This window comes from Lentzea sp. NPDC005914 (genome assembly GCF_040629405.1).
Taxonomy (GTDB): Bacteria; Actinomycetota; Actinomycetes; order Mycobacteriales; family Pseudonocardiaceae; genus Lentzea.
Window position 1 is genome coordinate 455491 of the sequence record NZ_JBEXVQ010000002.1, and the last position, 25278, is coordinate 480768.

Genomic DNA, 25278 nt, shown 5'->3' on the forward strand with positions numbered 1-25278 from the left:
GACCTAGTCTGATGACCATGTCGCGAGCCGGCTTGGACAAGAACCCCCGCGAGGTCGCCGAGATGTTCGACGGCGTGGCCAAGGGCTACGACCGCACGAACTCGGTCATGACGCTGGGCTTCGACCGCCGCTGGCGGGACTGGAGCCGGCGCGTGCTCGACGCCCGCCCCGGCGAGAAGATCCTCGACCTGGCCGCCGGCACCGCCGTGTCCACCGTCCAGTACGCCGAGTCCGGTGCCTGGTGCGTCGCCGCAGACTTCTCCGTCGGCATGCTCGCCGGCGGCGCCCACCGCCGCGTCCCGAAGGTGGCCGCCGACGCCCTGCGCCTGCCGTTCAAGGACAACTCCTTCGACGCCGTCACGGTGTCCTTCGGCATCCGCAACTTCAACGACACCGTCGTGGCGCTGCAGGAGATGGCCCGCGTCACCAAGCCCGGCGGCCGCATGGTGATCTGCGAGGTCTCCACCCCGGTGTGGAAGCCGTTCCGCTTCGTCTACATGCGCTACCTGCTCAAACTCCTGCCCCTCATCGCCAAGTTCGTGTCGTCGAACCCGGTCGCCTACTCCTACCTGGCCGAGTCCATGGCCAGCTGGCCGAACCAGCGCGCGCTCGCCGAGCTGATCTCCAAGGCCGGCTGGGAGGACGTCGCCTGGTTCAACCTGACCGGCGGCATGGTGGCCCTGCACCGCGCGACCAAGCCGAAGCCGAAGACCGCGCAGGAGTCCTGACTCAACTCACGTGCCCTGAGTCACACTGGGTCGTGTGAACACGAACGACCTCGGCGAGAACCACGGCAACGCCGTGCAGGCGGGGTACGTCGGGCACCTCACGATCGGCGCTCCAGCCGAACGGTTGCCGGTGCCGCGACAACTGCCACGCGCGGTTTCCCACTTCACCGGCAGGACGGCACAGTTCGCCGCCCTGGACGATGTCCTTCGTGAGGGCACGGTCGCAGCGGTCGTCGGCATGGCGGGAGTCGGCAAGACCGCACTGGTCGTGCGGTGGGCGCACCAGGTCCAGCACCAGTTCCCCGACGGCACGCTGTACGTGAACCTGCGTGGCTACGGTCCCAGCGCCGCGGCCAACCCCGGAGACGTGCTCGCCGACTTCCTCGGTGCGCTCGGCATCGGGCCGGAGCGGATTCCGCCACGTCAGGACGCACGCGCCGCGCTCTACCGGTCAGCGTTGGCCGGGCGGCGCGTGCTGGTCGTGCTGGACAACGCGAACGGCGTCGAGCAGGTCCGGGCGCTGCTCCCGGGCGGACCGGGATGTGTGGTGGTGACCAGCCGATCCGAGCTGCGGGGGCTTGAGGTCGCCGAAGGTGCGACGCGCATTTCGCTACCTCTGTTCACCGAGGAGGAAGCGCTGGGACTGGTCCATGCCGCACTCGGACCTCGCAGCAGCGAGTCCGGCACCGCCGCACTGGTCCAGGCGTGTGCTCGGTTGCCGCTGGCGCTGCGCATCGCAGCCAGCCGTGTCGCGACACAGCCGCACTTCACGGTCTCCGAACTCGTCGAGGATCTCCGGGCGCAGCGCTGGGAGGCGCTGACCGTGCCGGAGGACGAACGCAGCGCGGTGAGGACCGTGTTCGACTGGTCCTATCACCGGTTACCGCCCGCGCAGGCGCTGATGTTCCGGCGGCTCGGGCTCCATCCCGGTCCGGAGATCGGGGTCCCCGCCGCCGCAGTGTTGAGCGGCTACGATCCGCGCACCACGAGAAACCTGCTGGCCGGCCTTGCCGAGCAGCATTTGGTCGAGCAGGTCGGCAGAGACCGTTACGTCTGCCACGACCTGTTGCGCGCCTATGCCGTGGACCTCGCCGAACGGGACGATGACCGCGACCAGGCCGTGCGACTGGTGCTCGATTGGGCCGCGCACCACGTCAAGGCCACCTTTCGGATGCTCTACCCCGACCGGCCACGCATGCACGCCGGAGCCGATGTCGTCACCAAGGCCGATGCGGCGATCACCTTCTCCAGCCCGGACGAGGCGTGGGCCTGGGTCGACGCCGAGTCCGTCAACGCGGTCGCCACCGTCGAAGCCGCCGCGCGAACCGGCCTCGATGAGATCACGATGCTGCTGGGGGACCTTTGTGCGGCGCACCTCGGCATGGCCGGGCACTTCGACGACGGGCTGCTGGTCTGCGTTCTCGGACTCGATGCCGCCCGGCGGCTCGGTCACCGCCGCGGTGAGTGCCTGACACTGAAGGTGTTGGGGCAGCTGCAACGGGGCATGAACATGTGGGCGGAGGCGGCAGGCCTTTTCGCGCAGGCGCTGGAGATCGCCCACGAGTTGGGTGACGAGGCGCTCGCAGCCGAAGTGCTCGGTCACCACGGGTGGGGATGCCTCGAACTCGGCCAGTACGTCGAAGCACGGGTGCACCTGGAGGAGGGGCTGCGGCTGTGCGCTGACGACGGGCGCCTGCGTGGGTTCATCGAGTTCTGCCTGAGCGGAGTGCACGCCGGGCTCGGCGACCACGAACGAGCGTGGCAGCACGCGCAACGTTGCCTCGCCATTCGGGAACGGGGAGCCAGCATCTACGGGGGGTACGCCTGGCATGCGATGGCGCGGGCCAGACAGGTGGCGGGCGCGCATGCCGAGGCAGTCGCGTTCTGCGAGAGGGCCCTCGCGGAGAAGGATCTGCACGGCAACCCTCGCAACCACGCCGTTCTGCTGGACACCCTCGGTGCGTCTCTGTTGCACACCGGCGACCGGGCGCGAGCGCTGGCGTGCTGGCGGGAAGCACTGGCGATCTTCGAGGAGCGCGGCGACCACCGCGCCCCCGATCTGCGCGAGCGCCTGGCGGCCGAGGTCTCAGCGAGCTCCGGTTAGAGTCGCGGAGGAGTCACGGCACACGTTAGGGAGTCTGGATGAGCAGGCGCGGGATCAACGAGGACGCCGACGTCATCGTGGTGGGGGCGGGACCGGCGGGCTCGACCGCGGCGACCTACCTGGCCAGGGCAGGTCTCGACGTGCTCCTGCTGGAGAAGAGCTCGTTCCCGCGCGAGAAGGTCTGCGGCGACGGGCTGACCCCGCGCGGCGTCAAGCAGCTGATCGACCTGGGCATCGACACCCGCGAGGACAACGGCTGGCTCCACAACAAGGGGCTGCGGGTCGTCGGCGGCGGCGTCACGATGGAGCTCGACTGGCCGGACCTGGCCACGTTCCCCAACTACGGCCTCGTCCGCCCGCGCATGGACTTCGACGAGATGCTCGCGAACACGGCGAAGGCGGCCGGCGCGCGCATGCACGAGAACACCACGGTCACCAAGGCCATCATCGAGAACGGCCGGGTCGTCGGCGTCGAGGCCAAGCAGGGACCGGAGAAGAACCCGGTCACCTACCGCGCGCCGATCACCGTGGCGTGCGACGGCGTGTCAGCACGACTCGCGCTGTCCGTCGGCCTGCAGAAGGACGACGCCAAGCCGATGGGCGTCGCGGTCCGCCGTTACTACGCGAGCCCGCGCACCAAGGACGACTACCTCGAGTCGCACCTGGAGCTGTGGGCCCCGGACGGCAAGCTGCTGCCCGGCTACGGCTGGATCTTCGGCATGGGCGACGGCAGCGTGAACGTCGGCCTCGGCATCCTCAGCACGTCGAAGGCTTACGGCACCACGGACTACCGCCAGCTCCTGCGCAGCTGGCTCGACGGCACCCCGGAGGAGTGGGGCTTCCGCGAGGAGAACGCGACGAGCCGCATCGGCGGCGCCGCGCTGCCCATGGGCCTCAACCGCAAGCCGCACTACCGGGCAGGACTGGTCCTGGTCGGCGACGCGGGCGGCATGGTCAACCCGTTCAACGGCGAGGGCATCGGCTACGCCATGGAGTCGGCCAAGATCGCGTCCGAAAGTGTCGTCCAGGCCCTCGCGCGGACGGGCGTCAACCGTGAACGCGCGCTGCACGGCTACCCGGTCCGCATCGAACAGGCGCTCGGCAGTTACTACCGGCTCGGCAACGTCTTCTCGAAGCTCATCGGGAATCCGGCGGTCATGCGGACCGCAACGAAGTACGGAATGCCGCGCAAACGCCTGATGAAACTCGTGCTCAAGCTGCTCGCGGGCCTCTACGACCCCAAGGACGGCGACGCAATGGACCGCCTGATCGTGGCTGCCACGAAGCTCGCGCCGACGGCGTAAATTACTCCGAATAGGTGACGGCATCGGCTCAATACGAGCCGGTGCCGTTTCGCATGTGTCGGCCAAGTTAAAGCCCCAGGTCAGACCCTGTGACGTAGGTCATTTACAGGCGTTCTACACTGGCGATCGACCTTGTGAATCACTTCACAACAGTCTGAACAAGCTTGTGAACTGTTTCACAAGCGTTTGTTAGGGCCGCCTAACAAACGCGCTGCGCAACAACACCCTTAGGGTGCGCCTCGACCGCGAGGAAAGGACGACGGAGCGTGCTTGACCCTTACCTCCCCCTCGTATTGATGTTCGCGCTCGCCGGGGCGTTCGCACTGTTCTCGGTGACCGCAGCGCCCTACATCGGACCCCGCCGCTACAACAAGGCGAAGCTCGACGCGTACGAGTGCGGCATCGAGCCGAGCCCGCAGCCGGTCGTGGGTGGCGGCCGCATGCCGGTCGCCTACTACCTGACGGCGATGCTGTTCATCTTGTTCGACATCGAAATGGTCTTCCTCTACCCGTTCGCCGTAGCGGCCGACAAGCTCGGCCTGTTCGGGCTGGTGGAGATCGTCCTGTTCGTCGCCACGGTCGGCTTCGCGTACGTCTACGTGTGGCGTCGCGGCGGCCTCGACTGGAACTGAGGAAGTCATGGGTCTCGAGGAGAAGCTCCCGAACGGCATCCTGCTGGTCAGCGTCGAGAAGCTGGTCAACTGGACCCGCAAGTCCTCGCTGTGGCCTGCCACCTTCGGGTTGGCCTGCTGCGCCATCGAGATGATGACGACGGGTGGTCCGCGTTACGACCTCGCCCGCTTCGGCATGGAGGTCTTCCGCGCCTCACCGCGCCAGGCCGACCTGATGATCGTCGCGGGCCGCGTCACCAACAAGATGGCGCCGGTGCTGCGGCAGATCTACGACCAGATGCCCGAGCCGCGCTGGGTGCTGGCGATGGGTGTCTGCGCGTCGACCGGCGGCATGTTCAACAACTACGCGGTGGTGCAGGGCGTCGACCACGTCGTGCCCGTCGACATGTACCTGCCGGGCTGCCCGCCGCGGCCGGAGATGCTGATGGACGCGATCCTCAAGATCCACGCCAAGATCATGGACGAGCCGCTGAACGCCGTGCGCGCCAAGGCACTCGCCGACTCGGGCTACCGCACCGATCTCATCCCGTCCTCCGAGCGTTTTGCGAGGAAGAAGTGACCGAGCCAGGGGGAGAGCACTCCAGCGCCGACCGCGCTGTCGAGGGCCTCGAGACCAACGGCGCCGACGCGAAGGCGCCGATCTTCGCGGGCAAGGAGCGCAAGGGCCTCTTCGGCGTCTCCGGTTCCGGTGACACGTCGGGCTTCGGCGGCCTGCGCCTGCCCGCCCACGTGGCCGCGCCGGCCGAGCGCCCGTTCGGCGGCTGGTTCGACGAGGTTGCCGACGAGCTGTTCGCCGCGATCAGCGACAAGGGCCTGCCCGCCGACACCGTGCAGCAGGTGACCGTCGACCGCGGCGAGATCACCTTCTACCTCAGGCCGGAGACGTTGCTGGACGTCGCGCGCATCTGCCGCGACACCCCGTCGCTGCGCTTCGAGCTCTGCAGCTCGGTCTCCGGTGTCGACTACGGCGCCGACGTGCCGCAGCGCCTGCACTCGGTCACGCACCTGACGTCGATGACGTACCGCCGCCGCATCCGGCTGGAGGTCGCGGTCGACGTCGAGAACCCGCACGTGCCGAGCCTCGTCGAGGTCTACCCGACGGCGGACTGGCAGGAGCGCGAGACCTGGGACATGTTCGGGATCATCTACGACGGTCACCCCGGACTGACCCGCATCCTCATGCCGGACGACTGGGACGGACACCCCCAGCGCAAGGACTACCCGCTGGGTGGCATCCCGGTGGAGTACAAGGGCGCGGAGATTCCTCCGCCGGACCAGAGGCGGTCCTACTCATGACCGAGCGTCTTTCCGACGTGACCACGGGCACCGACACGAGCGGTCCCGGCCGCGACAGCGTCGAGACCAAAGAGACTCCCGAGATTCGCCCAGAGGAAATTGCACAGTCCCGGAAGACCACCGAGGGCACCGTCTACACGGTGACCGGCGGCGACTGGGACGAGGTGCTCGCGGACGCCGTCCACGACGAGCGCATCGTCATGAACCTCGGTCCGCAGCACCCGTCGACGCACGGTGTGCTCCGCCTGGTCCTGGAGCTCGAGGGCGAGACCGTCACGCACGCCCGCAGCGTCGTCGGCTACCTGCACACGGGCATCGAGAAGAACCTCGAGTACCGCAACTGGGTGCAGGGCGTCACCTTCATCACGCGCACCGACTACCTGGCGCCGCTGCACCACGAGGCCGCGTACTGCATGTCGGTCGAGAAGCTGCTCGGCATCACGGTGCCGGACAAGGCGCAGGCGATCCGCGTGCTGCTGATGGAGCTCAACCGGATCAGCTCGCACCTCGTCGCGCTCGCCACCGGCGGCATGGAGCTCGGTGCCCTCACGGGCATGACCTCCGGCTTCCGCGAGCGCGAGGAGGTTCTGCACCTGCTGGAGCACCTCACCGGTCTGCGCATGAACCACGCGTTCATCCGGCCCGGCGGCCTCGCCCAGGACCTGCCGAGCGACGCGATCGAGAAGATCAACGCGTTCGTCAAGATCATGGAAAAGCGGCTGCCGGACTACGACAAGCTGCTCACCGGCCAGCCGATCTGGCGCAACCGCCTCGCGAACGTGGGCTACCTGCCCGTCGACGCGTGTCTCGCGCTCGGCATCACCGGCCCGATCCTGCGCTCCGCCGGCCTCGCCTGGGACCTGCGCAAGATCGAGCCGTACAGCGGCTACGAGAACTACAACTTCGACGTGCCGACCTCGAACGCGGCGGACTGCTTCGCGCGGTACCTGCTGCGGCTCGAGGAGATGCACCAGTCACTGAAGATCATCAAGCAGGTCGTGAAGAGCCTGCCGACGGGTCCGGTGATGGTCGAGGACGCCAAGATCGCGTGGCCCGCGCAGCTCACGATCGGCAGCGACGGCATGGGCAACTCGCTCGAGCACGTCCGCAAGATCATGGGTCAGTCCATGGAGTCCCTGATCCACCACTTCAAGCTGGTGACCGAGGGCTTCAAGGTGCCGTCCGGGCAGGTCTACGTGCCGGTCGAGTCGCCGCGCGGCGAGCTGGGCTACCACGTCGTCTCCGACGGCGGCACCCGCCCGATGCGCGTGCACCTGCGCGAGCCCAGCTTCATCAACCTCCAGTCGATGCCCGCGATGTGCGAGGGCGGCATGGTCGCCGACGTCATCGCGTCCGTCGCCTCGATCGACCCGGTGATGGGTGGTTGCGACCGATGACCCAAGCTCCAGAACAGACCTTCGACCAGTCCATCGTGGACCGCGCGCAGGCGATCATCGCCCGCTACCCGCAGGCCCGCAGTGCGCTGCTGCCGATGCTGCACCTGGTGCAGTCGGTCGAGGGCTACGTCTCGCAGGAAGGCATCCGGTTCTGCGCCGGACAGCTCGACCTGAGCGAGGCCGAGGTCAGCGCGGTCGCGACGTTCTACACGATGTACAAGCGCCGTCCGTGCGGTGAGCACCTGGTCAGCGTGTGCACGAACACGCTGTGCGCGGCTCTGGGCGGCGACGACATCTACAAGACCCTCAAGGACCACCTCGGTGTGGGCCACGAGGAGACGGCGGGCGAGCCGGGCACGCCGGGCTCGATCACCCTGGAGCACGCCGAGTGCCTCGCCGCGTGCGACCTCGGCCCGGTTCTCCAGGTGAACTACGAGTTCTACGACAACCAGACGCCCGACAAGGCGCTGGGACTCGTGAAGGCGTTGCAGTCGGGGGAGAAGCCCGCCCCCACGCGCGGCGCCCCGCTCACCGATTTCAAGCAGGCGGAACTGCAGCTCGCCGGGTTCTTCGAGGGGCGCGACGCCGACCTCGACGGACCGTCGGCGGCACCGGAAACCCTGCGGGGCGCCCAGATCGCGAAGGACCGCGGCTGGGACGCGCCGAAGATGCCGGCCGACGCCGAGTTCCCCGCCCTGCCGGAAAAGAAGTAGGGGGAACCGATGGCAAACCCGCTGACTCCCGTTCTCACCAAGAGCTGGACCGAGCCCAAGTCCTGGACGATCGAGACCTACGAGCGCGTCGGTGGCTACACCGCGCTGCCCAAGGCGCTCAAGGCCCACCCGGACCAGCTCATCCAGCAGTGCAAGGACTCCGGGCTGCGCGGCCGCGGCGGTGCGGGCTTCCCCACCGGCATGAAGTGGGGCTTCATCCCGCAGGGCGACGGCAAGCCGCACTACCTCGTCATCAACGCCGACGAGGGCGAGCCGGGCACCTGCAAGGACATCCCGCTGATGATGGCGGACCCGCACTCGCTGATCGAGGGCGTGATCATCACGGCGTACGCGATCCGTGCGAACTTCGCGGCGATCTACGTCCGCGGCGAGGTCCTGCACTGCATCCGCCGCCTCAACGCCGCCGTGCGCGAGGCGTACGCCAAGGGCTACCTGGGCAAGGACATCCTCGGCAGCGGCTTCGACCTCGACGTGGTGATCCACGCGGGCGCCGGCGCGTACATCTGCGGTGAGGAGACCGCGCTGCTCGACTCGCTGGAGGGCCGTCGTGGCCAGCCGCGACTCAAGCCGCCGTTCCCCGCGACCTCGGGCCTCTACGCCTCGCCGACCGTCGTGAACAACGTCGAGACGATCGCGTCCGTGCCGTTCATCGTCAACGGCGGGTCGGACTGGTTCCGCGAGATGGGCCGCGACCGCTCACCCGGTCCGAAGATCTACTCGCTGTCGGGTCACGTCACGAACCCCGGCCAGTACGAGGCGCCGATGGGCACCACGCTGCGCGAGCTGCTCGACATGGCCGGTGGCATGAAGGACGGCATCCCGCTGAAGTTCTGGACGCCGGGTGGTTCGTCCACCCCGCTGTTCACCGCGGAGCACCTCGACGTGCCGCTGGACTTCGAGGGTGCCGCCGAGGCCGGTTCGATGCTCGGCACGACGGCGCTGCAGATCTTCAACGAGACCGTGTCCGTGCCGTGGGCCGTCATGAAGTGGACGGAGTTCTACAAGCACGAGTCGTGCGGCAAGTGCACGCCGTGCCGCGAGGGCACGTACTGGCTCGTGCAGATCCTGCAGCGGATGGTGGCGGGCAACGGCACGGCGAGCGACATCGACACGTTGCTCGACGTCTGCGACAACATCCTCGGCCGCTCGTTCTGCGCGCTCGGTGACGGTGCCGTCAGCCCGATCACCAGTGGCATCAAGTACTTCAAGGACGAGTTCCTCGCCCTGTGCGACACGAACTCCAAGGTTCTGGCTGGAGCGAACGCATGACCATCGCCCCTGACAAGCCCACCGCAGCCGAGGTCGTCGTACCCGAGGGCCACGTCAAGCTGATCATCGACGGCGTCGAGGTCATCGCGCCCAAGGGTGAGCTGCTGATCCGCACGGCCGAGCGCCTCGGCACGGTCATCCCGCGCTTCTGCGACCACCCGCTGCTGGAGCCCGCTGGCGCCTGCCGCCAGTGCCTCGTCGAGGTCGAGATGGGCGGCCGGCCGATGCCGAAGCCGCAGGCCTCCTGCACGATGACGGTCGCGGACGGCATGGTCGTGAAGACCCAGCTGACCTCGCCGGTCGCGGACAAGGCCCAGCAGGGTGTGATGGAGCTGCTGCTCATCAACCACCCGCTGGACTGCCCGATCTGCGACAAGGGCGGTGAGTGCCCGCTGCAGAACCAGGCGATCGCCCACGGCCGCAGCGACTCCCGCTTCCACGAGCACAAGCGGACGTTCCCGAAGCCGATCGCGATCTCCACGCAGGTGCTGCTGGACCGCGAACGCTGCGTGCTCTGCCAGCGCTGCACCCGGTTCTCCGCGCAGATCGCCGGTGACCCGTTCATCGAACTGCTGGAGCGCGGCTCGCAGCAGCAGATCGGTGTGGCGCAGGACAAGCCGTTCCAGTCGTACTTCTCCGGCAACACCATCCAGATCTGCCCGGTCGGCGCGCTGACGTCGGCCGCCTACCGGTTCCGCGCCCGGCCGTTCGACCTCGTGTCGACGCCGAGCGTCTGCGAGCACTGCTCGTCGGGTTGTGCCGAGCGCACCGACTGGCGGCGCGGCAAGGTGCAGCGCAAGCTCGCCGGCGACGACCCGCAGGTCAACGAGGAGTGGATCTGCGACAAGGGCCGGTTCGCCTTCCGCTACGCCACGGCCGGCGACCGCATCAAGCGGCCGCTGGTCCGCGACGCCGAGACCGGTGAGCTGCGCGAGTCGTCCTGGACCGAGGCGCTGCAGGTCGCGGCGGCCGGTCTCACGGCGGCGCGTGACGCGAACGGCGTCGGTGTGCTCACCGGTGGCCGGCTGACCGTCGAGGACGCCTACGCGTACTCGAAGTTCGCCCGGATCGCGTTGCACACCAACGACATCGACTTCCGCGCCCGGCCGCACAGCGCCGAGGAGCTGGAGTTCCTGTCCGGCACGACGGTGTTCACCAACCCGGACAACGGCGTCACCTTCCAGGGCATCGAAGCCGCACCGGCCGCACTGCTGGTCGCGTTCGAGCCCGAGGAAGAGGCTCCGATCGTCTTCCTGCGCCTGCGCAAGGCCGCACGCACCGGCAAGACGAAGGTCTTCCACCTCGGCCAGTTCACGACCCCGGCCGTCGAGAAGACGCTCGGCACGCTGCTCGCGTGCCAGCCCGGTGCCGAGGCGAACGCGCTCAACGCGTTGCCGGAGCACGCTTCCGACGTCGTCGAGATGCTGGGCAAGCCCGGTGCGGTGATCCTCGTCGGCGAGCGTGCCGCCGAGATCCCCGGCGCGTTCACCGCCGTCGCACGGCTCGCCGAGCGCACCGGCGCCAAGGTCGCGTGGATCCCGCGTCGTGCCGGTGAGCGCGGCGCGCTCGCGGTCGGTGCGGTGCCGAACCTGCTGCCCGGTGGGCGTCACGTCGCGAACGCGGCCGCGCGCACCGAGGTCGAGCGCACCTGGGGCGTCGAGGAGGGCTCGCTGCCCGCGACGCCCGGCCGCGACACCACCGGCATCCTCGAGGCCGCCGCGAACGGTCAGCTCTCCGGCCTGGTGGTCGGCGGCGTCGACCCGTTCGACCTGCCCGACCCGGCCCTGGCCGAGAAGGCGTTGGCGCAGGCCGGTTTCGTCGTGAGCCTGGAGCTGCGGCCGAGCGCGGTCACCGCGTACGCGGACGTCGTGCTCCCGATCGCCCCGGCGGTCGAGAAGTCCGGCACCTACCTCAACTGGGAGGGCCGCCGCCGCGAGTTCGGCACCACGCTCGAAGGCACCGGCGCGCTGGCGGACTGCCGCGTGCTCGACACCCTCGCGGTGGAGATGGACGCGGACCTGTTCACGCAGACGCCGGCAGCGTCGGCCGCCGACCTGGCACGGCTGGGCGAGGGCGCCCCGAGCGGTTCCTCGCTCAACGTCGCCGCGCCGCTGCAGTCCCCGGCCGGTGCCGGCAAGGCCGTGCTCGCCACGTGGCACCGCCTGATCGGCAACGGCTCGCTGCAGGTGGAGGAGCCGCACCTCGCCGGTACCGCCCGCCCTGTCGTCGCGAAGATCGCCGAGGCCACCGCGGTGCAGCTCGGCCTGGGCGACACGGTCACGGTCTCCACCGACCGCGGTGCGATCACGCTCCCGGTCGAGACCGACGACCTGCCCGAGGGCGTCATCTGGCTGCCGACCAACTCGGGTGACGTGACCGTCCGGGCCACGCTCGGCGCGGGCCACGGCTCGATCGTCTCCGTCAGCGGAGCAACCTCATCTGGGGTGAAGTCATGACGAAGTACCTCGCAGGCGACATCGGCGACACCGCCAAGCTGCTCGCGGACGACCCGATCTGGCTGGTCCTGATCAAGGTCGTCGGGATCTTCGCGTTCCTCGTGGTCATGACCCTGTTCATGATCAACTGGGAGCGCAAGGTCGTTGCGCGCATGCAGCACCGCCCCGGCCCCAACCGCGTGGGCCCCAACGGCTGGCTGCAGTCGCTGGCGGACGGTCTGAAGCTCGCGTTCAAGGAGGACATCCGCCCGGTCCTCGCGGACAAGTGGGTGTTCTTCCTCGCCCCGGTGATCTCCTGCATCCCCGCGTTTCTCGCGTTCTCGGTGATCCCGCTCGCGGGCGAGGTCAACCTGTTCGGCCAGCAGACCGCGCTGCAGCTCGTCGACCTCCCGGTCGGCGTGCTGGTGGTGCTCGCCTGCTCCTCGATCGGCGTCTACGGCATCGTGCTGTCCGGCTGGGCCTCCGGCTCGCCGTACCCGCTGCTCGGCGCCCTGCGCTCGGCCGCGCAGGTGATCTCCTACGAGATCTCGATGGGCCTGTCGATCGTCGCGGTGATCATGTTCACCGGCTCGCTGTCGACCGGTGACATCGTCAACGCGCAGGCCAGCACGGTGCTCGGCGGCATCCCCGGCTGGTTCGGCATCCTGCTGTTCCCCAGCTTCGTCATCTACGTGGTGTCGATGGTCGGCGAGACCAACCGCGCGCCGTTCGACCTCCCCGAGGCCGAGTCGGAGCTGGTCGGTGGTTTCCACACCGAGTACAGCTCGCTGAAGTTCGCGCTGTTCTTCCTCGCCGAGTACGTCAACATGGTCACCGTCTCCGCGCTCGCGACGACGCTCTTCCTCGGTGGCTACAAGGCGCCGTGGAGCGGTGAGTTCATGAACAGCGGCTGGTGGGGCCTGCTCTGGTTCATCGTCAAGACGCTGGCGTTCCTCTTCCTCTTCATCTGGCTGCGCGGCACGCTTCCCCGCCTGCGCTACGACCAGTTCATGAAGCTGGGCTGGAAGGTGCTGGTCCCGACCAGCCTCGTCTGGATCATGGCCGTCGCGGTCATCCGCACGGGTGCCATCCAGCAGCTCTCCACGGCGCAGCGGCTCATCGCGCTCGGCGTGATCGTCGGCCTCGTGCTGCTGGTCTCGTTCCTGCTGCCGGACAAGAAGGTCCAGGACACCAAGGGCGTTCCGCTCGTGGGTTCGGGCTTCCCGGTGCCGCCACTCGATCTCGCTGTCCCCAAGGCCGCGCCCAAGCGCAAGGTCAAGGTCGCCAACATCCCCGCAGCGGGCGCCGTCGCGGCAGCTACCACCGGTAAGGAGGCTGAGTAGGGATGTTCGAGTCCCTGAAAGGCTTCGGCGTCACCTTCGGCACCATGTTCAAGAAGGTGGTGACGGAGGAGTACCCCGAGGTCAAGAAGGTGACCGCGCCGCGGTTCCACGGCCGTCACCAGCTGAACCGGCACCCCGACGGGCTGGAGAAGTGCGTCGGCTGCGAGCTGTGCGCGTGGGCCTGCCCCGCGGACGCGATCTTCGTCGAAGGCGGCGACAACACCGAGGAAGCACGCTTCTCGCCCGGTGAGCGGTACGGCGCCGACTACCAGATCAACTACCTGCGCTGCATCGGCTGCGGCCTGTGCATCGAGGCGTGCCCGACCCGTTCGCTCACGATGACGAACGAGTACGAGCTCGCCGACGACAACCGCCAGGACCTGATCTTCACCAAGGAGGACCTGCTCGCCCCGCTGCTGCCCGGCATGGAGCAGCCGCCGCACCCGATGCGGCTCGGCACGAACGAGCAGGACTACTACGTGAACGGCCCGCAGCTGGCGAAGGAGGCTCAGCAGTGAGCCTGGTCCTCCAGTTCCTGGCCCAGCAGCCGGAACCCGTGCAGCACGTGGTCGACAAGGTCACCACCGGCGAGGCGATCGCGTTCTGGGTGCTCGGCCCGCTCGCGCTGGCCGGTGCGCTCGGCATGCTCTTCGCACGCAACGCCGTGCACTCCGCGCTGTGGCTCGTGGTGACGATGCTCAGCCTCGGTGTGCTGTACATGATCCAGCAGGCGCCGTTCCTCGGCTTCGTGCAGATCATCGTCTACACCGGCGCGATCATGATGCTGTTCCTGTTCGTGCTCATGATGGTCGGCCGCGACAGTTCGGACTCCGTGGTCGAGGTCATTCGCGGGCAACGGCTCGCGGCCGCGTTGCTCGGCATCGGGTTCGCCGTGCTGATGGTCGGTTCGGTCGGCCGCGCGCTCACCTCGGTCGAGCCCGCCGGCCTGGCCGAGGCGAACACCACGAACGGCGGCAACGTCGGCAACATCGGCACGAAGCTCTTCACGGACTACCTGTTCGCGTTCGAGCTCACGTCGGCGCTGCTGATCACCGCGGCTCTCGGCGCGATGATCCTGGCCTTCGTCGGCCGCGACGGGAAGCCGTCGCGCAAGACGCAGAAGGAACTCGTCGAGGAGCGCTTCCAGGAGTTCAAGCGGGTCGGGTCCATCCCCGGTCCCGGTGTCTTCGCCACCGCGAACTCCGTGGCCACCCCGGCACTGCTGCCCGACGGCAGCGTCTCGGAGGAGTCGCTGTTCGAGGTCATCGAAGCGACCGACAAGTCCACGCTCTCGGACGACGTCGCCGAGGTCGCGGGCACCGGGCACCAGCCGGACCCGCACGCGCTCAAGGGAAGTGAGTCGTGACTCCGACGTACTACCTGCTGTTGTCGGCACTGTTGTTCAGCATCGGCGCCGTCGGCGTCCTGGTGCGCCGCAACGCCATCGTGGTCTTCATGTGCGTCGAGCTCATGCTCAACGCGGTCAACCTGAGCCTCGTGACGTTCGCGCGGATCAACGGCTCGCTGGACGGTCAGGTGATGGCGTTCTTCGTGATGGTCGTCGCCGCGGCGGAGGTCGTCGTCGGCCTCGCGATCATCATGTCCATCTTCCGGACGCGTCGCTCGGCCTCGGTCGACGACTCGAACCTGCTGAAGTACTGAGGGGTCACCGGTGACGGAACCTGTTGTCGCCAGCGGGGTCGCGAGCTTCGCCTGGTTGCTGTTGGCGCTGCCCGCGTTCGGCGCGGCGGTGCTGCTGGTCGGTGGCAAGCGCACCGACAAGTGGGGTCATCTGCTCGGCTGCGCCACCATCCTGGGCGCGTTCGGCTACGGACTCGCGCTGTTCTTCTCGACGCTCGGCATGTCGCCAGAACAGCGGGTGCAGAACCTGCACCTGTTCGACTGGGTGCACATCAACGCGCTGACCGTCGACTTCGGACTGCGGCTCGACCCGCTGTCGCTCACGTTCGTGCTGCTGATCACCGGTGTGGGCTCGCTGATCCACATCTACTCGATCGGTTACATGGCGCACGAGGAAGGCAGGCGGAAGTTCTTCGCCTACCTGAACCTCTTCGTGGCGGCGATGCTCTTGCTGGTGCTGGGCAACGGTTTCGTGACCCTGTACTTCGGCTGGGAGGGCGTCGGTCTCGCCTCGTACCTGCTGATCGGCTGGTACCAGTACAAGCCTGAGGCGGCGTCGGCGGCCAAGAAGGCCTTCCTGATGAACCGCGTCGGCGACCTCGGTCTGGCCATCGCGATCTTCATGATGTTCAACCGCCTCGGGACCACGCAGTACACCGAGGTCTTCAGCCGGGTCGGCGAGTTCTCGTCCGCCGAGGTCCTCGCGATCACGTTGTTGCTGCTGCTCGGTGCCTGCGGCAAGTCCGGTCAGTTCCCGCTGCAGGCCTGGTTGCCGGACGCCATGGCCGGTCCGACCCCGGTGTCCGCACTGATCCACGCGGCGACGATGGTCACCGCCGGCGTCTACCTGATCGCGCGCTCGAACCCGCTCTACAACCTGAGCGAGGACGGCCGCCTGGTCGTGATGATCATCGGTGGCGTCACGCTGCTGATCGGTTGCATCATCGGTTGCGCCTACGACGACTTCAAGAAGGTCCTGGCGTACTCGACGGTCTCGCAGATCGGGTACATGATCCTCGCGGTGGGTCTCGGCCCGGTCGGGTACGCGCTGGGCATCATGCACCTGCTCACGCACGGCTTCTTCAAGGCGGGGCTCTTCCTCGGTGCCGGTTCGGTCATGCACGGCATGAACGACGAGGGCAACATCCGGCGGATGGGCGGGCTCGCGAAGTACCTGCCGATCACGTTCGTCACGTGGACCCTCGGCTACCTCGCGCTGATCGGCATTCCGCCGTTCGCGGGCTACTTCTCCAAGGACGCCATCATCGCGGCGGCGTTCACCGGTGAGGGCTGGCGGCCGTACGTCTTCGGCGGCGTCGCACTGCTCGGTGCCGCGCTGACCGCGTTCTACATGACGCGCCTGCTGATCCTCGTCTTCCTGGGCCAGCCCCGCTGGAAGGACCTGAAGTCCGAGGACGGCCGCGACTACCACCCGCACGAGTCCCCGCTGACGATGACCATCCCGATGATCATCCTCGCGGTCGGTTCGGTCGGCGGTGGCTGGTTCCTCTCGTCCGGCGGTCGTCTGGCCGGGTGGCTCGAGCCGTCGCTGGGCGAGCTGAAGGAAGAGCACGGCGTGGTCTCGCACGGCATGGTCGGGATCCTGACCGTCGTGCTCGCGATCGTCGGTGCGGCTGTCGCGTTCCTGCTCTTCGGCCGCGGCAGGCAGCCGGTCGAGCGGCCGGCGCGGGTGTCGTTCCCGGTGCGCGCGGCTCGTGCGGACCTCTACGGCAACGCACTGAACGAGGCCCTCTTCGCGCGGCCGGGCACCTGGCTCACCCGCGCGCTGGTGTTCCTCGACCTGAAGGGCGTCGACGGGCTGGTCAACGGCACCGCGGCGCTGCTCGGCGGTAGTTCCGGCCGGTTGCGCAGGCTGCAGACCGGGTTCGTCCGCTCCTACGCACTGTCCATGCTGCTGGGCTCGATCTTCGTGCTCGGGGCGCTCCTGGTGGTGAGGTTCTCGTGACCTGGGTTCTGATCGCACTGCTGGTGGTGCCGCTGGTCGGCGCCCTGGTGGTGGCGTTCCTGCGCAAGGACGACAAGAAGGCCAAGCTCGTCGCGCTGGCGTTCTCGCTCGTCGAGCTGGTGCTCGCGGTCCTGCTGTGGGTCGCCTACGACCCGGACGGCGACCGCATCCAGCTCGCCGCGGGCGTGGACTGGATCCCGGCGTTCGGCGTGCGGCTGTCGTTCGGCATCGACGGCATCGCGCTGGTGATGGTCGCGGTGATCGCACTGCTGATCCCGCTGGTGATCGGTGCCGGCTGGACGGAGAAGCTGCCGGCCGGTCGTTCGCAGGGCGGGTACCTCGCGCTGATCCTGGTGCAGGAAGCCGTGACGGTCGGCGTGTTCGCCGCCACCGACGTCTTCCTGTTCTACGTGCTGTTCGAGGTCATGCTGATCCCGATGTACTTCCTGATCGGCGGCTACGGCGGCGCGCGCAGGCAGTACGCGGCGGTCAAGTTCTTCCTCTACTCGTTCCTCGGCGGCCTGATCATGCTGGCCTCCGCGATCGGCGCCTACGCCATGGCGTCGGACGAGCTGGGCAAGGGCACGTTCGACTGGGCCACGCTGGTGAAGGTGGTCAGCGATGCCGACTCGACGACGCAGACCTGGCTGTTCCTCGGCTTCTTCCTGGCGTTCGCGATCAAGGCGCCGCTCGTGCCGTTCCACACCTGGCTGCCCGACGCGGCCGCCGAGGCGCCCATCGGCGTCACGGTGATCGTCGTCGGCATCCTGGACAAGGTCGGCACGTTCGGCATGCTGCGCTACCTGCTGCCGATGTTCCCGACGGCGTCGAAGAACCTGGCGCCGTACATCCTGGTGCTGGCGGTCGCGGGTGTCCTTTACGGATCGCTGCTCGCCACGGGCCAGCGGGACATGAAGCGGTTCCTGGCTTACGTCTCGATCGCCCACTTCGGATTCATCGCGCTCGGCATCTTCTCGTTCACGTCGCAGGCGGGCGTGGGCTCGGTGTCGTACATGCTCAACCACTCGATCTCGACCGGCATGCTGATCCTGGTGATCGGCATGGTGATCGCCCGCGGTGGTTCGTCGCAGATCTCCGACTACGGCGGCATGTCGAAGGTGGCGCCGCTGCTCGCCGGCATGCTGCTGCTGTCCGGTCTGACCACGCTGTCGCTGCCGGGCACGAACTCGTTCGTCTCCGAGTTCCTGGTGCTGATCGGCTCGTTCCCGACCCGTCCGGTCTACACGATCCTCGCGACGGTCGGCATGGTGCTCGCGGCGCTCTACGTGCTGTGGCTCTACCAGCGGATGATGACCGGCCCGCTGCGCGGTGACGCTCTCATCGCCGCTGCGGCTGGTCCGGGTGCCGTCGGCGACCCGGAGAAGAAGACGGCCATCGGCGACCTCTCCAAGCGCGAGATCGCGGTGCTCGCACCGCTCGTTGTCATCGTGCTGGCACTCGGGTTCTACCCGCAGCCGGTGCTCGACGTGATCACCCCGTCCGTCGGGGCGACGCTGACCGAGGTCGGCGTGACCGACCCGGTCTCCGTGCAGGAAGGCAAGTGACGTGAACCTTCTCGTCGCTCAGGCGCAGCAGATCGAGGCGCCGGAGATCAACTACGGCGCCATCGCGCCGATGCTCATCGTGCTCGGCGCGGCGTGCATCAGCGTGCTGCTGGAAGCCTTGCTGCCCAAGCACCAGCGGTGGGCCGTGCAGCTCGTGCTGTCGCTCGTCACGCTGGTCGGTGCCACCGGCGCGTTGATCCTCTACGCGACCTCCGACCGTCCCGCGCAGGGTGTGGCGACGCTGGCGGGCGCGATCGCGGTCGACTCGCCGTCGCTCTTCCTGTGGGCCACGTTGCTGGTGCTGGCGTTCGGCAGCATCCTGCTGATCGCGGACCGGTCGGTCGAGCCCGGTGGTGTGTTCGTGGCCCAGGCCGCGATCCGTCCCGGCACCGTCCAGGACCGCGCCCAGGCGACGAAGACCGGCATGCAGACCGAGGTCTTCCCGCTCACGCTGTTCGCGCTCGGCGGCATGATGACGTTCGTCGCGTCGAACGACCTGCTGACGATGTTCATCGCGCTGGAAGTCCTGTCGCTGCCGCTGTACCTGCTGTGCGGCCTGGCTCGCCGCCGTCGCCTGCTCTCGCAGGAAGCGGCCGTGAAGTACTTCCTGCTCGGTGCGTTCGCCTCCGCGTTCTTCCTGTACGGCGTGGCTTTGCTGTACGGCTACGCGGGTTCGGTGAAGCTCTCGGCGATCGCGTCCGCGGCCGCCGGCACGGACCGCTCGGACACGCTGCTGTTCGCGGGCTTCGGCCTGCTGGTGGTCGGTCTGCTGTTCAAGGCGGCCGTCGGCCCGTTCCACGCCTGGACTCCGGACGTGTACCAGGGCGCGCCGACGCCGGTGACGGCGTTCATGGCCGCGTGCACGAAGGTCGCCGCGTTCGGCGGCATCCTGCGCGTGCTCACGGTGGCGTTCCAGAACACGCAGTGGGAGTGGCGCGGCGTCCTGTGGGGCGTGGCGGTCGTGTCGATGGTGATCGGCGCGGTGCTGGGTCTCACGCAGACCGACGTGAAGCGCATGATCGCGTACTCGTCGGTGGCGCACGCGGGCTTCCTGCTGATCGGCACCATCGCGCTGACGCCGGACGGCAAGGCACCCGGTGTGAGCGCGACGATGTTCTACCTGCTGGCGTACGGCTTCACCACGATCGCCGCGTTCGGCATCGTGTCGCTGGTCCGCAACTCGGACGGCGAGGCGACGCACCTGTCGCAGTGGGCGGGCCTCGCGAAGCGGTCGCCGATCGTGGCGGGCGTCTTCACGTTCCTGCTGCTGGCCCTGGCCGGAATTCCGCTGACGTCCGGCTTCATCGGCAAGTTCGTCGTGTTCAGCGCGGCGATCGAGTCCGGCCTCACGCCGCTCGTGGTGATCGCCCTGGTGGCCTCGGCCGTCGCGGCGTTCTTCTACCTGCGGGTGATCGTGCTGATGTACTTCAGCGACCCGGCTCCGGACGGTCCGACCGTCAGCGTGCCCGGTGCGTTCACCACGATCGCGATCACGTTGGGTGCGGTCGTGACCCTGGTGCTGGGGTTGTGGCCCACGTTCGTGCTCGATTGGGCGGGTACCGGCACCTTCCTCAGCTAGGTGTACGTAGTCTGCTGGTGTGACCAGTAGCGAGCATGAGGGACCGGGGTTCGCGTTGGTGGACCCCGTGCTCACCGAGGTAGTCCAGGTCGGCCTGGCCGAGGTGGAGCGCATCCTGCACGACGTCGTGCAGAGCGAGTTCCACCCGGTGACGGAAACCTCGCTTCACCTTGTGGAGGCGGGCGGAAAGCGGATCCGCCCGCTCTTCACACTGCTCGCCTCCCAGTTCAGCGACGACTGGGACCGCGAGAAGGTCATCAAGGCGGCCACTGTGGTCGAGCTCACACATCTCGCCACGCTCTACCACGACGACGTCATGGACGAGGCGACCATGCGGCGCGGCGCGGTCTCCGCGAACGCCAAGTGGGACAACAGCATCGCGATCCTGACCGGCGACTTCCTCTTCGCCCACGCGTCACGGCTCACCGCCGACCTGGGGACGGACGCGGCGCGGATCATCGCGGAGACCTTCTCGGTCCTGGTGACCGGTCAGATGCGCGAGACCGTCGGCCCGCAGCCCGGCGAGGACCCGATCTCCCACTACCTCAAGGTGATCGAGGAGAAGACCGGCGTGCTGATCGCCACCGCGGCGCGGTTCGGCGGCATGTTCTCCGGCGCCACCGACGAGCAGATCGACGCGCTGCGCCGCTACGCCGAGGTGATCGGCGCGGCGTTCCAGATCTCCGACGACGTCATCGACATCGCCTCGCCGTCGGTGGAGTCCGGCAAGACGCCGGGCACCGACCTGCGCGAGGGTGTGAAGACGCTGCCGATGCTCTACGCGCTCGCGGACCCGTCCGAGACACGGCTCGCCGAGCTGCTGGCGGCGCCGATCAGCGAGGACGCGCTGGTGGACGAGGCCCTGGCGTTGCTGCGGAAGTCGTCCGGCATGGACCGGGCGCGCGAGACGCTCGACGAGTACGCGGACCGTGCTCGTACGGAGCTGGGCAAGCTGCCGCCGTGTGCGGCCCGCGACGCTCTGGACGAGCTCGCCACCTACGTCGTGGCGCGTTCTCACTAGGTGTTCATTCGACCGGCGCGAGCAGTTGCTTGCGCCGGTTTTTGAGCGCGTCGAAGGTGAAGATCGCCAGCGCGAGCCAGACGAGGGCGAACCCGATCCACCTGCTGGGCGGCATCGGTTCGTGCACGACGAACACGCCCCACGCGAACTGCAGGATCGGCGCGAGGTACTGCAGCATGCCCATGGTGATCAGCGGAATCCGTTGCGCGCCCGCACCGAACAGCACCAGCGGGACCGCCGTGACGATGCCGGTGCTCAGGATCATCAGAGTGTGGCCGGTGCCTTCGGTGGTGAAGGTGTTCGCGCTGCCGAGCACGAGCAGGTACACGACCGCGATCGGCGCGATGACGGCGCTCTCCGCGGCGAGGCTGGAGATGGCGTCGAGCGGCACCTTCTTCTTGAGCAGCCCGTAGATGCCGAACGAGCAGGCCAGGATCAGCGAGATCACCGGCAGCCGGCCGTAGTCGGCGGTGAGCACGATCACAGCCACGATGACGATGCCGATCGCGACGGCCTGACTGAGACGCAATCGTTCCTTGAGGAAGATCATGCCGAGTGCCACGCTCACCAGTGGCGTGATGAAGTAACCGAGAGCCGCCTCGACGACGTGCTTGCTGTTGACGGCGTAGATGTACGTGCCCCAGTTCACCGTGATCAACACGGCGGCGGCGGTAACGATGAGCCAGCCTTTTCCTGATAACTCAAGGAAAGGACGCCACCGCCCGAGGATCGCGACGGCGATGGCGAGCGTGACGAACGACCAGACGATCCGGTGCGCGAGCACCTCGGCCGGCTGGGCCGGTACGAGGAGTGGCCAGTACGCCGGGAACAGGCCCCAAAGGACGTATGCCAGTACGCCGTAGGTGACGCCTCGCCCCTGGGTGTGAACTTCTGGCGAAGTGAGGGAAGAAGTCGTCAGAGGAGGCACAAAATGCCACTCTACGCTGGCGTTTCCTCCGGACATTTGCGCCGAACGGCGTAGTGACGGAGCATCATCGAAGGCACTGTAGTTTGGCCGTGCTCACCCTTCCGAGTGAGTGGGGGCCGAGTGTGGTCGTAGAAGGGGCTTACCCGTGAATGTCTTCGGGCAGGTCTGGCTGTGGAGTCTGCTGGCGTTCCTCGCCGGAGTTGTGCTCACGTGGCTGGTGTCGGTCCGACCCGCCCGCCGGCAGGTCGCGAACCTCGAAGATCAACTTCTCGACGCACGCCGGTCGGCTCCGCCCATCACGGCGGTGGCTCGCGACGACGACTTCGAGGTCGACGAGTGGGACGACGGTCCGCCGCGGTCGTTGAGCGGCGAGATGCCGGCACCACCGGCGCCCGCTCCGCTGCCGTTGCCGTTGCCGACTCCCGCACCGGCGCCGTACGTGGAGCCGCCCGCCTACTTCGGTGAGCCCGTCCCCGCTCCGGCACCGTTCGTCGCCGAGGAGCCGGAACCGGAGCCCGAACCCGAGCCCTACGAGCCGGTCGCCGAAGAGCCCGTCGTGCAGGAGCCGGTCACGCCGGTCCGCCAGTACATGGAGCCCGACGAGTCGCAGCGCCGGTTCGAGGAGCAGCTGGCCGAGCAGCGAGCACTGGCCGAGGCCGACGACGACCGCCCGCGCTCCCTGTTCGAGCGTCTCTCCCCGGAGGACGTGCCGGAGGAGACGCCGGCCGAGATGACGACGGTCCTGCCGCGTTCCGGGCTGGAGGCCGCCGACTTCGACGACGAGCCCGAGCTCCCGGCCGAGCAGACGGGGTTCATCCCCGCCATCGTCGAGCCGACCGCCGAGGTCGCGCCACGTGGTTCGGAGCCGACCGCGCCGGCCGAGGTCGACGAGCACGTCGACGACTTCATCTACCAGCCGCGCGAGGTGTGGGTCCAGGAGGAGCAGGAAGCCTTCCTCGACGAGGCCGCCGAGCAGGAGGACGAGCCCGTCCGGCAGGAGTCGGATCAGGAGTTCGACCAGTCCGAGCGGCACGAGCTCACGCAGTCCGAGCAGACGACGTTCATCGCGGTCGACCAGGGCTCCTGGCCCGCCAACGACCTCACCGGCGAGTACCCCGGTCTGCGCGACGAGATCTCCGGCCAGTTGGACGGGTTCGTCGAGCCCGAGCCCGCCGATCTGGACGCGCCGCGCGTCCGCAACGGCGTGTTCGAGACGACGCTGGCCGAGGAGCCCGGCTTCACCGAGCCGGAGCCCGAACCGGCGCCCGCGCACGCCCGGCGTGAGCCGCTCGAGCCCGAGGTCTTCGAGCCTGAGGTCTTCGAGCCCGTCGAGCCCGAGGTTCACGAAGAGCCGGTGGCCGAGGAGTTCGCCGAGCCGGTCAGTTACTCGCCCGTCGGTTATGTCGCGCCCTTCAGCACACCCGGTGCTCCCGCGCCCGCGCCGTTCTCGGCGTTCGGTGCCCCGGCGGAGACGGAGATGGAGACCACCGGGCGCCAGCCCCGTGCCGTCGCCGCCGCCTTCGACCACGTCGTGGAGCCGCCGCCGGCTCCGGTCAAGCCGGCACCGGTCGCCGACCACCCGCGCTCGCTCTTCGAGCCGTTGCTCGACGCCGACGAGCCGCTGCCCGCACTCGGGCAGACCCGCCAGCTGCCGGAACCGGCCGCCGACGACATGCCGTTCGTGCCGACGTTCGTGCCGAGCGACGAGCCGCTGCTCGCCGCGCCGCCGGAGCCGGAACCGGAGCCCGAGCCGTTCGAGACCGACCTGCCGCAGCGGGTGACCGAGGCGGGCCTGCCGATCCGCGAGGCCCGGCGCACCACGCAGCAGCGCCAGCAGAGCTTCTCGGCGTTCGCGGCCTTCGAACAGCCGAAGCCGGAGCCCGCCCCACCGGCACCCGCCGCGGCTCTGCCGTCGCGGCCGCGCCCCGTCGGATATTCGCCGTCCACTGGCGGTCGTCCCAACGGTGCGGTCGCTGCTCCGGGATCGTCCCGGTTCCAGCAACCAGAGGGCTTCAACCCGCGTTCCCCGTTCGGTCCCGGCTCGGTGCTGCCGAAGTCGGACGGTCTGGCGCCGGCGGCGGACTTCTCGGTGAAGGCGACCCTGACCGGTCGTCGTTACTACACAGAGGGTTCCGCGAACTTCGGCGGCACTCGCGCCGACGTGTGGTTCCGGACCGAGGCCGACGCCGAGAAGGCAGGGTTCCGACCGGCCCCCTGACCGGGAATCCCGGGAATCACCGCCAACTGGAACGCTGTTCTATGAGGTTCTGACCTGCGCCGATAGCGTCGTGCGCATGTCTTCCGAGCTGGCGAAATCGCAGATCTCATCGACCATTGTGGACTCGATCGAGAATCTGAAGGGCACCCACCAAGGCTTCCGCCGCGCCCACGCCCGAGGCTTCGTCTACGAAGCCGTCTTCACACCGAACGGTGCCGCGGCCCCGTTCACGACGGCCCCGCACCTGCAGGGCGAACCGGTGCGCGCCACCGTCCGGTTCTCGCACACCGACGCCAACCCGCACGCCGCCGACAACGACCACGCGGTGCGCGGGTTCGCCACGAAGTTCCACCTCGCCGACGGCACCAACACCGACCTGGTGATGGTGAGCGTGGAGCGGTTCGTCGCGGCCACGCCCGAGGACTTCGTGGAGTTCATCAAGGCAGCCAAGGCCGACACCGACGCCCAGGACCCGTCGGTACCGCACATCAAGTCGTTCGTCGGAGCCCACCCGACCGTCGGCCCCGCGCTGGTGGCCGCCAAGACCATCACCGTCCCGGTCAGCTACGGCACGACGCAGTACTGGGCCATCCACGCGTTCCTGTGGCGTGACGCCTCCGGTGCCGTGCGGCCGGTGCGCTACTCGTGGATCCCGGAGGCGGGCATCGCCGACGCTTCCGATTCCGCGTCCTGGACTCCGCACCACCTGACCGAGGAACTGCGCGACCGGCTGCCGGTGTCCTTCGTGCTGCGCGTGCAGTTCGGCGAGCCGGGCGACCCGACGCACGACTCGACGGTGGCGTGGCCCGCTGACCGCCGCACTGTCGACGTCGGCCGGATCGAGATCACCAAGGAGGCGCCGGACCAGGAGCACTGGCAGGCGCAGGTGTTCGACCCGACCGCTCTGGTCGACGGCATCGAGCCTTCCGACGACCCGGTCCTCGCGGCCCGCAGCACGATCTACGCGGTCTCGTTCGACCGTCGCTCGCACCAGCGGTGACAAAAAGGCCCCCACCGCGTCCGGGCGGATTCCAGGGGTCGTCGCAACACAGTTGATCAACTGGCTTCGGTCAGGAGCTTAGCCAAGCGCTCGGCTGGGGTGTCCCAGCCGAGCGTTT

Annotated in this window: 21 protein-coding genes; 20 read left to right on the top strand and 1 reads right to left on the bottom strand. The window is 68.4% G+C overall.

Going from position 1 to position 25278, the window contains the following annotated elements; translation table 11 throughout:
• Window positions 1-17: 17 nt before the first annotated feature.
• The 18 genes from ABZ345_RS05115 (at window position 18) to ABZ345_RS05200 (ending at window position 21014) form a co-directional block, all read left to right on the top strand.
• Complete coding sequence (locus ABZ345_RS05115; RefSeq protein WP_359843057.1) at window positions 18-728, top strand: demethylmenaquinone methyltransferase; 711 nt, start codon at window positions 18-20, stop codon at window positions 726-728.
• A 34-nt stretch (window positions 729-762) separates the two neighbouring features.
• Window positions 763-2832, top strand: coding sequence for an NB-ARC domain-containing protein (locus ABZ345_RS05120; RefSeq protein ID WP_359843059.1), 2070 nt, complete (start codon window positions 763-765; stop codon window positions 2830-2832).
• Between the two features lie 38 nt (window positions 2833-2870).
• Window positions 2871-4136: a geranylgeranyl reductase family protein gene (locus ABZ345_RS05125; protein WP_359843061.1), complete on the top strand. Its 1266-nt coding sequence runs from the start codon at window positions 2871-2873 to the stop codon at window positions 4134-4136.
• A gap of 266 nt (window positions 4137-4402) precedes the next feature.
• Window positions 4403-4768, top strand: coding sequence for an NADH-quinone oxidoreductase subunit A (locus ABZ345_RS05130; RefSeq protein WP_030478224.1), 366 nt, complete (start codon window positions 4403-4405; stop codon window positions 4766-4768).
• A 7-nt stretch (window positions 4769-4775) separates the two neighbouring features.
• A complete protein-coding gene (locus ABZ345_RS05135) occupies window positions 4776-5327 on the top strand; it encodes an NADH-quinone oxidoreductase subunit B (protein WP_086666372.1) in 552 nt (183 codons plus the stop codon).
• Window positions 5324-6064, top strand: a complete 741-nt coding sequence (locus ABZ345_RS05140) for an NADH-quinone oxidoreductase subunit C (protein ID WP_359843063.1) — start codon at window positions 5324-5326, stop codon at window positions 6062-6064. The genes ABZ345_RS05135 and ABZ345_RS05140 overlap by 4 nt, the downstream gene beginning before the upstream one ends.
• On the top strand, window positions 6061-7461 hold the full coding sequence (locus ABZ345_RS05145; protein WP_359843065.1) for an NADH-quinone oxidoreductase subunit D: 1401 nt from the start codon (window positions 6061-6063) through the stop codon (window positions 7459-7461). Before ABZ345_RS05140 ends, ABZ345_RS05145 begins: the two co-directional genes overlap by 4 nt.
• Window positions 7458-8174: an NADH-quinone oxidoreductase subunit NuoE gene (gene nuoE, locus ABZ345_RS05150; RefSeq protein WP_359843067.1), complete on the top strand. Its 717-nt coding sequence runs from the start codon at window positions 7458-7460 to the stop codon at window positions 8172-8174. Before ABZ345_RS05145 ends, nuoE begins: the two co-directional genes overlap by 4 nt.
• Before the next feature lie 9 nt (window positions 8175-8183).
• Window positions 8184-9464 (top strand): NADH-quinone oxidoreductase subunit NuoF, encoded by a 1281-nt coding sequence (gene nuoF, locus ABZ345_RS05155; protein WP_359843069.1) that lies wholly within the window; start codon window positions 8184-8186, stop codon window positions 9462-9464.
• Window positions 9461-11920, top strand: coding sequence for an NADH-quinone oxidoreductase subunit G (locus tag ABZ345_RS05160; RefSeq protein ID WP_359843071.1), 2460 nt, complete (start codon window positions 9461-9463; stop codon window positions 11918-11920). The genes nuoF and ABZ345_RS05160 overlap by 4 nt, the downstream gene beginning before the upstream one ends.
• 20 nt (window positions 11921-11940) lie before the next feature.
• A complete protein-coding gene (nuoH, locus tag ABZ345_RS05165; protein WP_359843142.1) occupies window positions 11941-13242 on the top strand; it encodes an NADH-quinone oxidoreductase subunit NuoH in 1302 nt (433 codons plus the stop codon).
• Between the two features lie 2 nt (window positions 13243-13244).
• Window positions 13245-13760 carry an NADH-quinone oxidoreductase subunit NuoI gene (gene nuoI, locus ABZ345_RS05170; RefSeq protein WP_359843073.1) on the top strand — a complete coding sequence of 172 codons (516 nt, stop codon included), beginning with the start codon at window positions 13245-13247 and terminating at the stop codon, window positions 13758-13760.
• Between the two features lie 2 nt (window positions 13761-13762).
• Window positions 13763-14608, top strand: coding sequence for an NADH-quinone oxidoreductase subunit J (locus ABZ345_RS05175; RefSeq protein ID WP_359843144.1), 846 nt, complete (start codon window positions 13763-13765; stop codon window positions 14606-14608).
• Window positions 14605-14904, top strand: coding sequence for an NADH-quinone oxidoreductase subunit NuoK (nuoK, locus tag ABZ345_RS05180; protein ID WP_030473209.1), 300 nt, complete (start codon window positions 14605-14607; stop codon window positions 14902-14904). The genes ABZ345_RS05175 and nuoK overlap by 4 nt, the downstream gene beginning before the upstream one ends.
• Before the next feature lie 10 nt (window positions 14905-14914).
• Entirely contained in the window at window positions 14915-16849 is a 1935-nt protein-coding gene (gene nuoL, locus ABZ345_RS05185) for an NADH-quinone oxidoreductase subunit L (RefSeq protein WP_359843075.1), read from the top strand.
• Window positions 16846-18414, top strand: a complete 1569-nt coding sequence (locus ABZ345_RS05190; RefSeq protein WP_359843077.1) for an NADH-quinone oxidoreductase subunit M — start codon at window positions 16846-16848, stop codon at window positions 18412-18414. The genes nuoL and ABZ345_RS05190 overlap by 4 nt, the downstream gene beginning before the upstream one ends.
• Window position 18415: 1 nt before the next feature.
• Entirely contained in the window at window positions 18416-19993 is a 1578-nt protein-coding gene (gene nuoN / locus ABZ345_RS05195; protein ID WP_359843079.1) for an NADH-quinone oxidoreductase subunit NuoN, read from the top strand.
• 55 nt (window positions 19994-20048) lie between these two features.
• Window positions 20049-21014 carry a polyprenyl synthetase family protein gene (locus tag ABZ345_RS05200; RefSeq protein ID WP_359843146.1) on the top strand — a complete coding sequence of 322 codons (966 nt, stop codon included), beginning with the start codon at window positions 20049-20051 and terminating at the stop codon, window positions 21012-21014.
• Window positions 21015-21018: 4 nt separating this feature from the next.
• Here the strand turns inward: ABZ345_RS05200 and rarD are convergent, their stop codons facing one another.
• A complete protein-coding gene (rarD, locus tag ABZ345_RS05205; RefSeq protein WP_359843081.1) occupies window positions 21019-21942 on the bottom strand; it encodes an EamA family transporter RarD in 924 nt (307 codons plus the stop codon).
• A gap of 145 nt (window positions 21943-22087) precedes the next feature.
• Here rarD and ABZ345_RS05210 point away from each other — a divergent pair, with 145 nt between their 5' ends.
• Together ABZ345_RS05210 and ABZ345_RS05215 are read left to right on the top strand one after the other, a co-directional pair.
• The gene (locus ABZ345_RS05210; protein ID WP_359843083.1) at window positions 22088-24160 is read left to right on the top strand and encodes a LapA family protein; all 2073 of its coding nucleotides are present in this window, start codon (window positions 22088-22090) and stop codon (window positions 24158-24160) included.
• Window positions 24161-24236: 76 nt separating this feature from the next.
• On the top strand, window positions 24237-25160 hold the full coding sequence (locus ABZ345_RS05215; RefSeq protein WP_359843085.1) for a catalase family peroxidase: 924 nt from the start codon (window positions 24237-24239) through the stop codon (window positions 25158-25160).
• The last annotated feature ends 118 nt before the right edge of the window (window positions 25161-25278 follow it).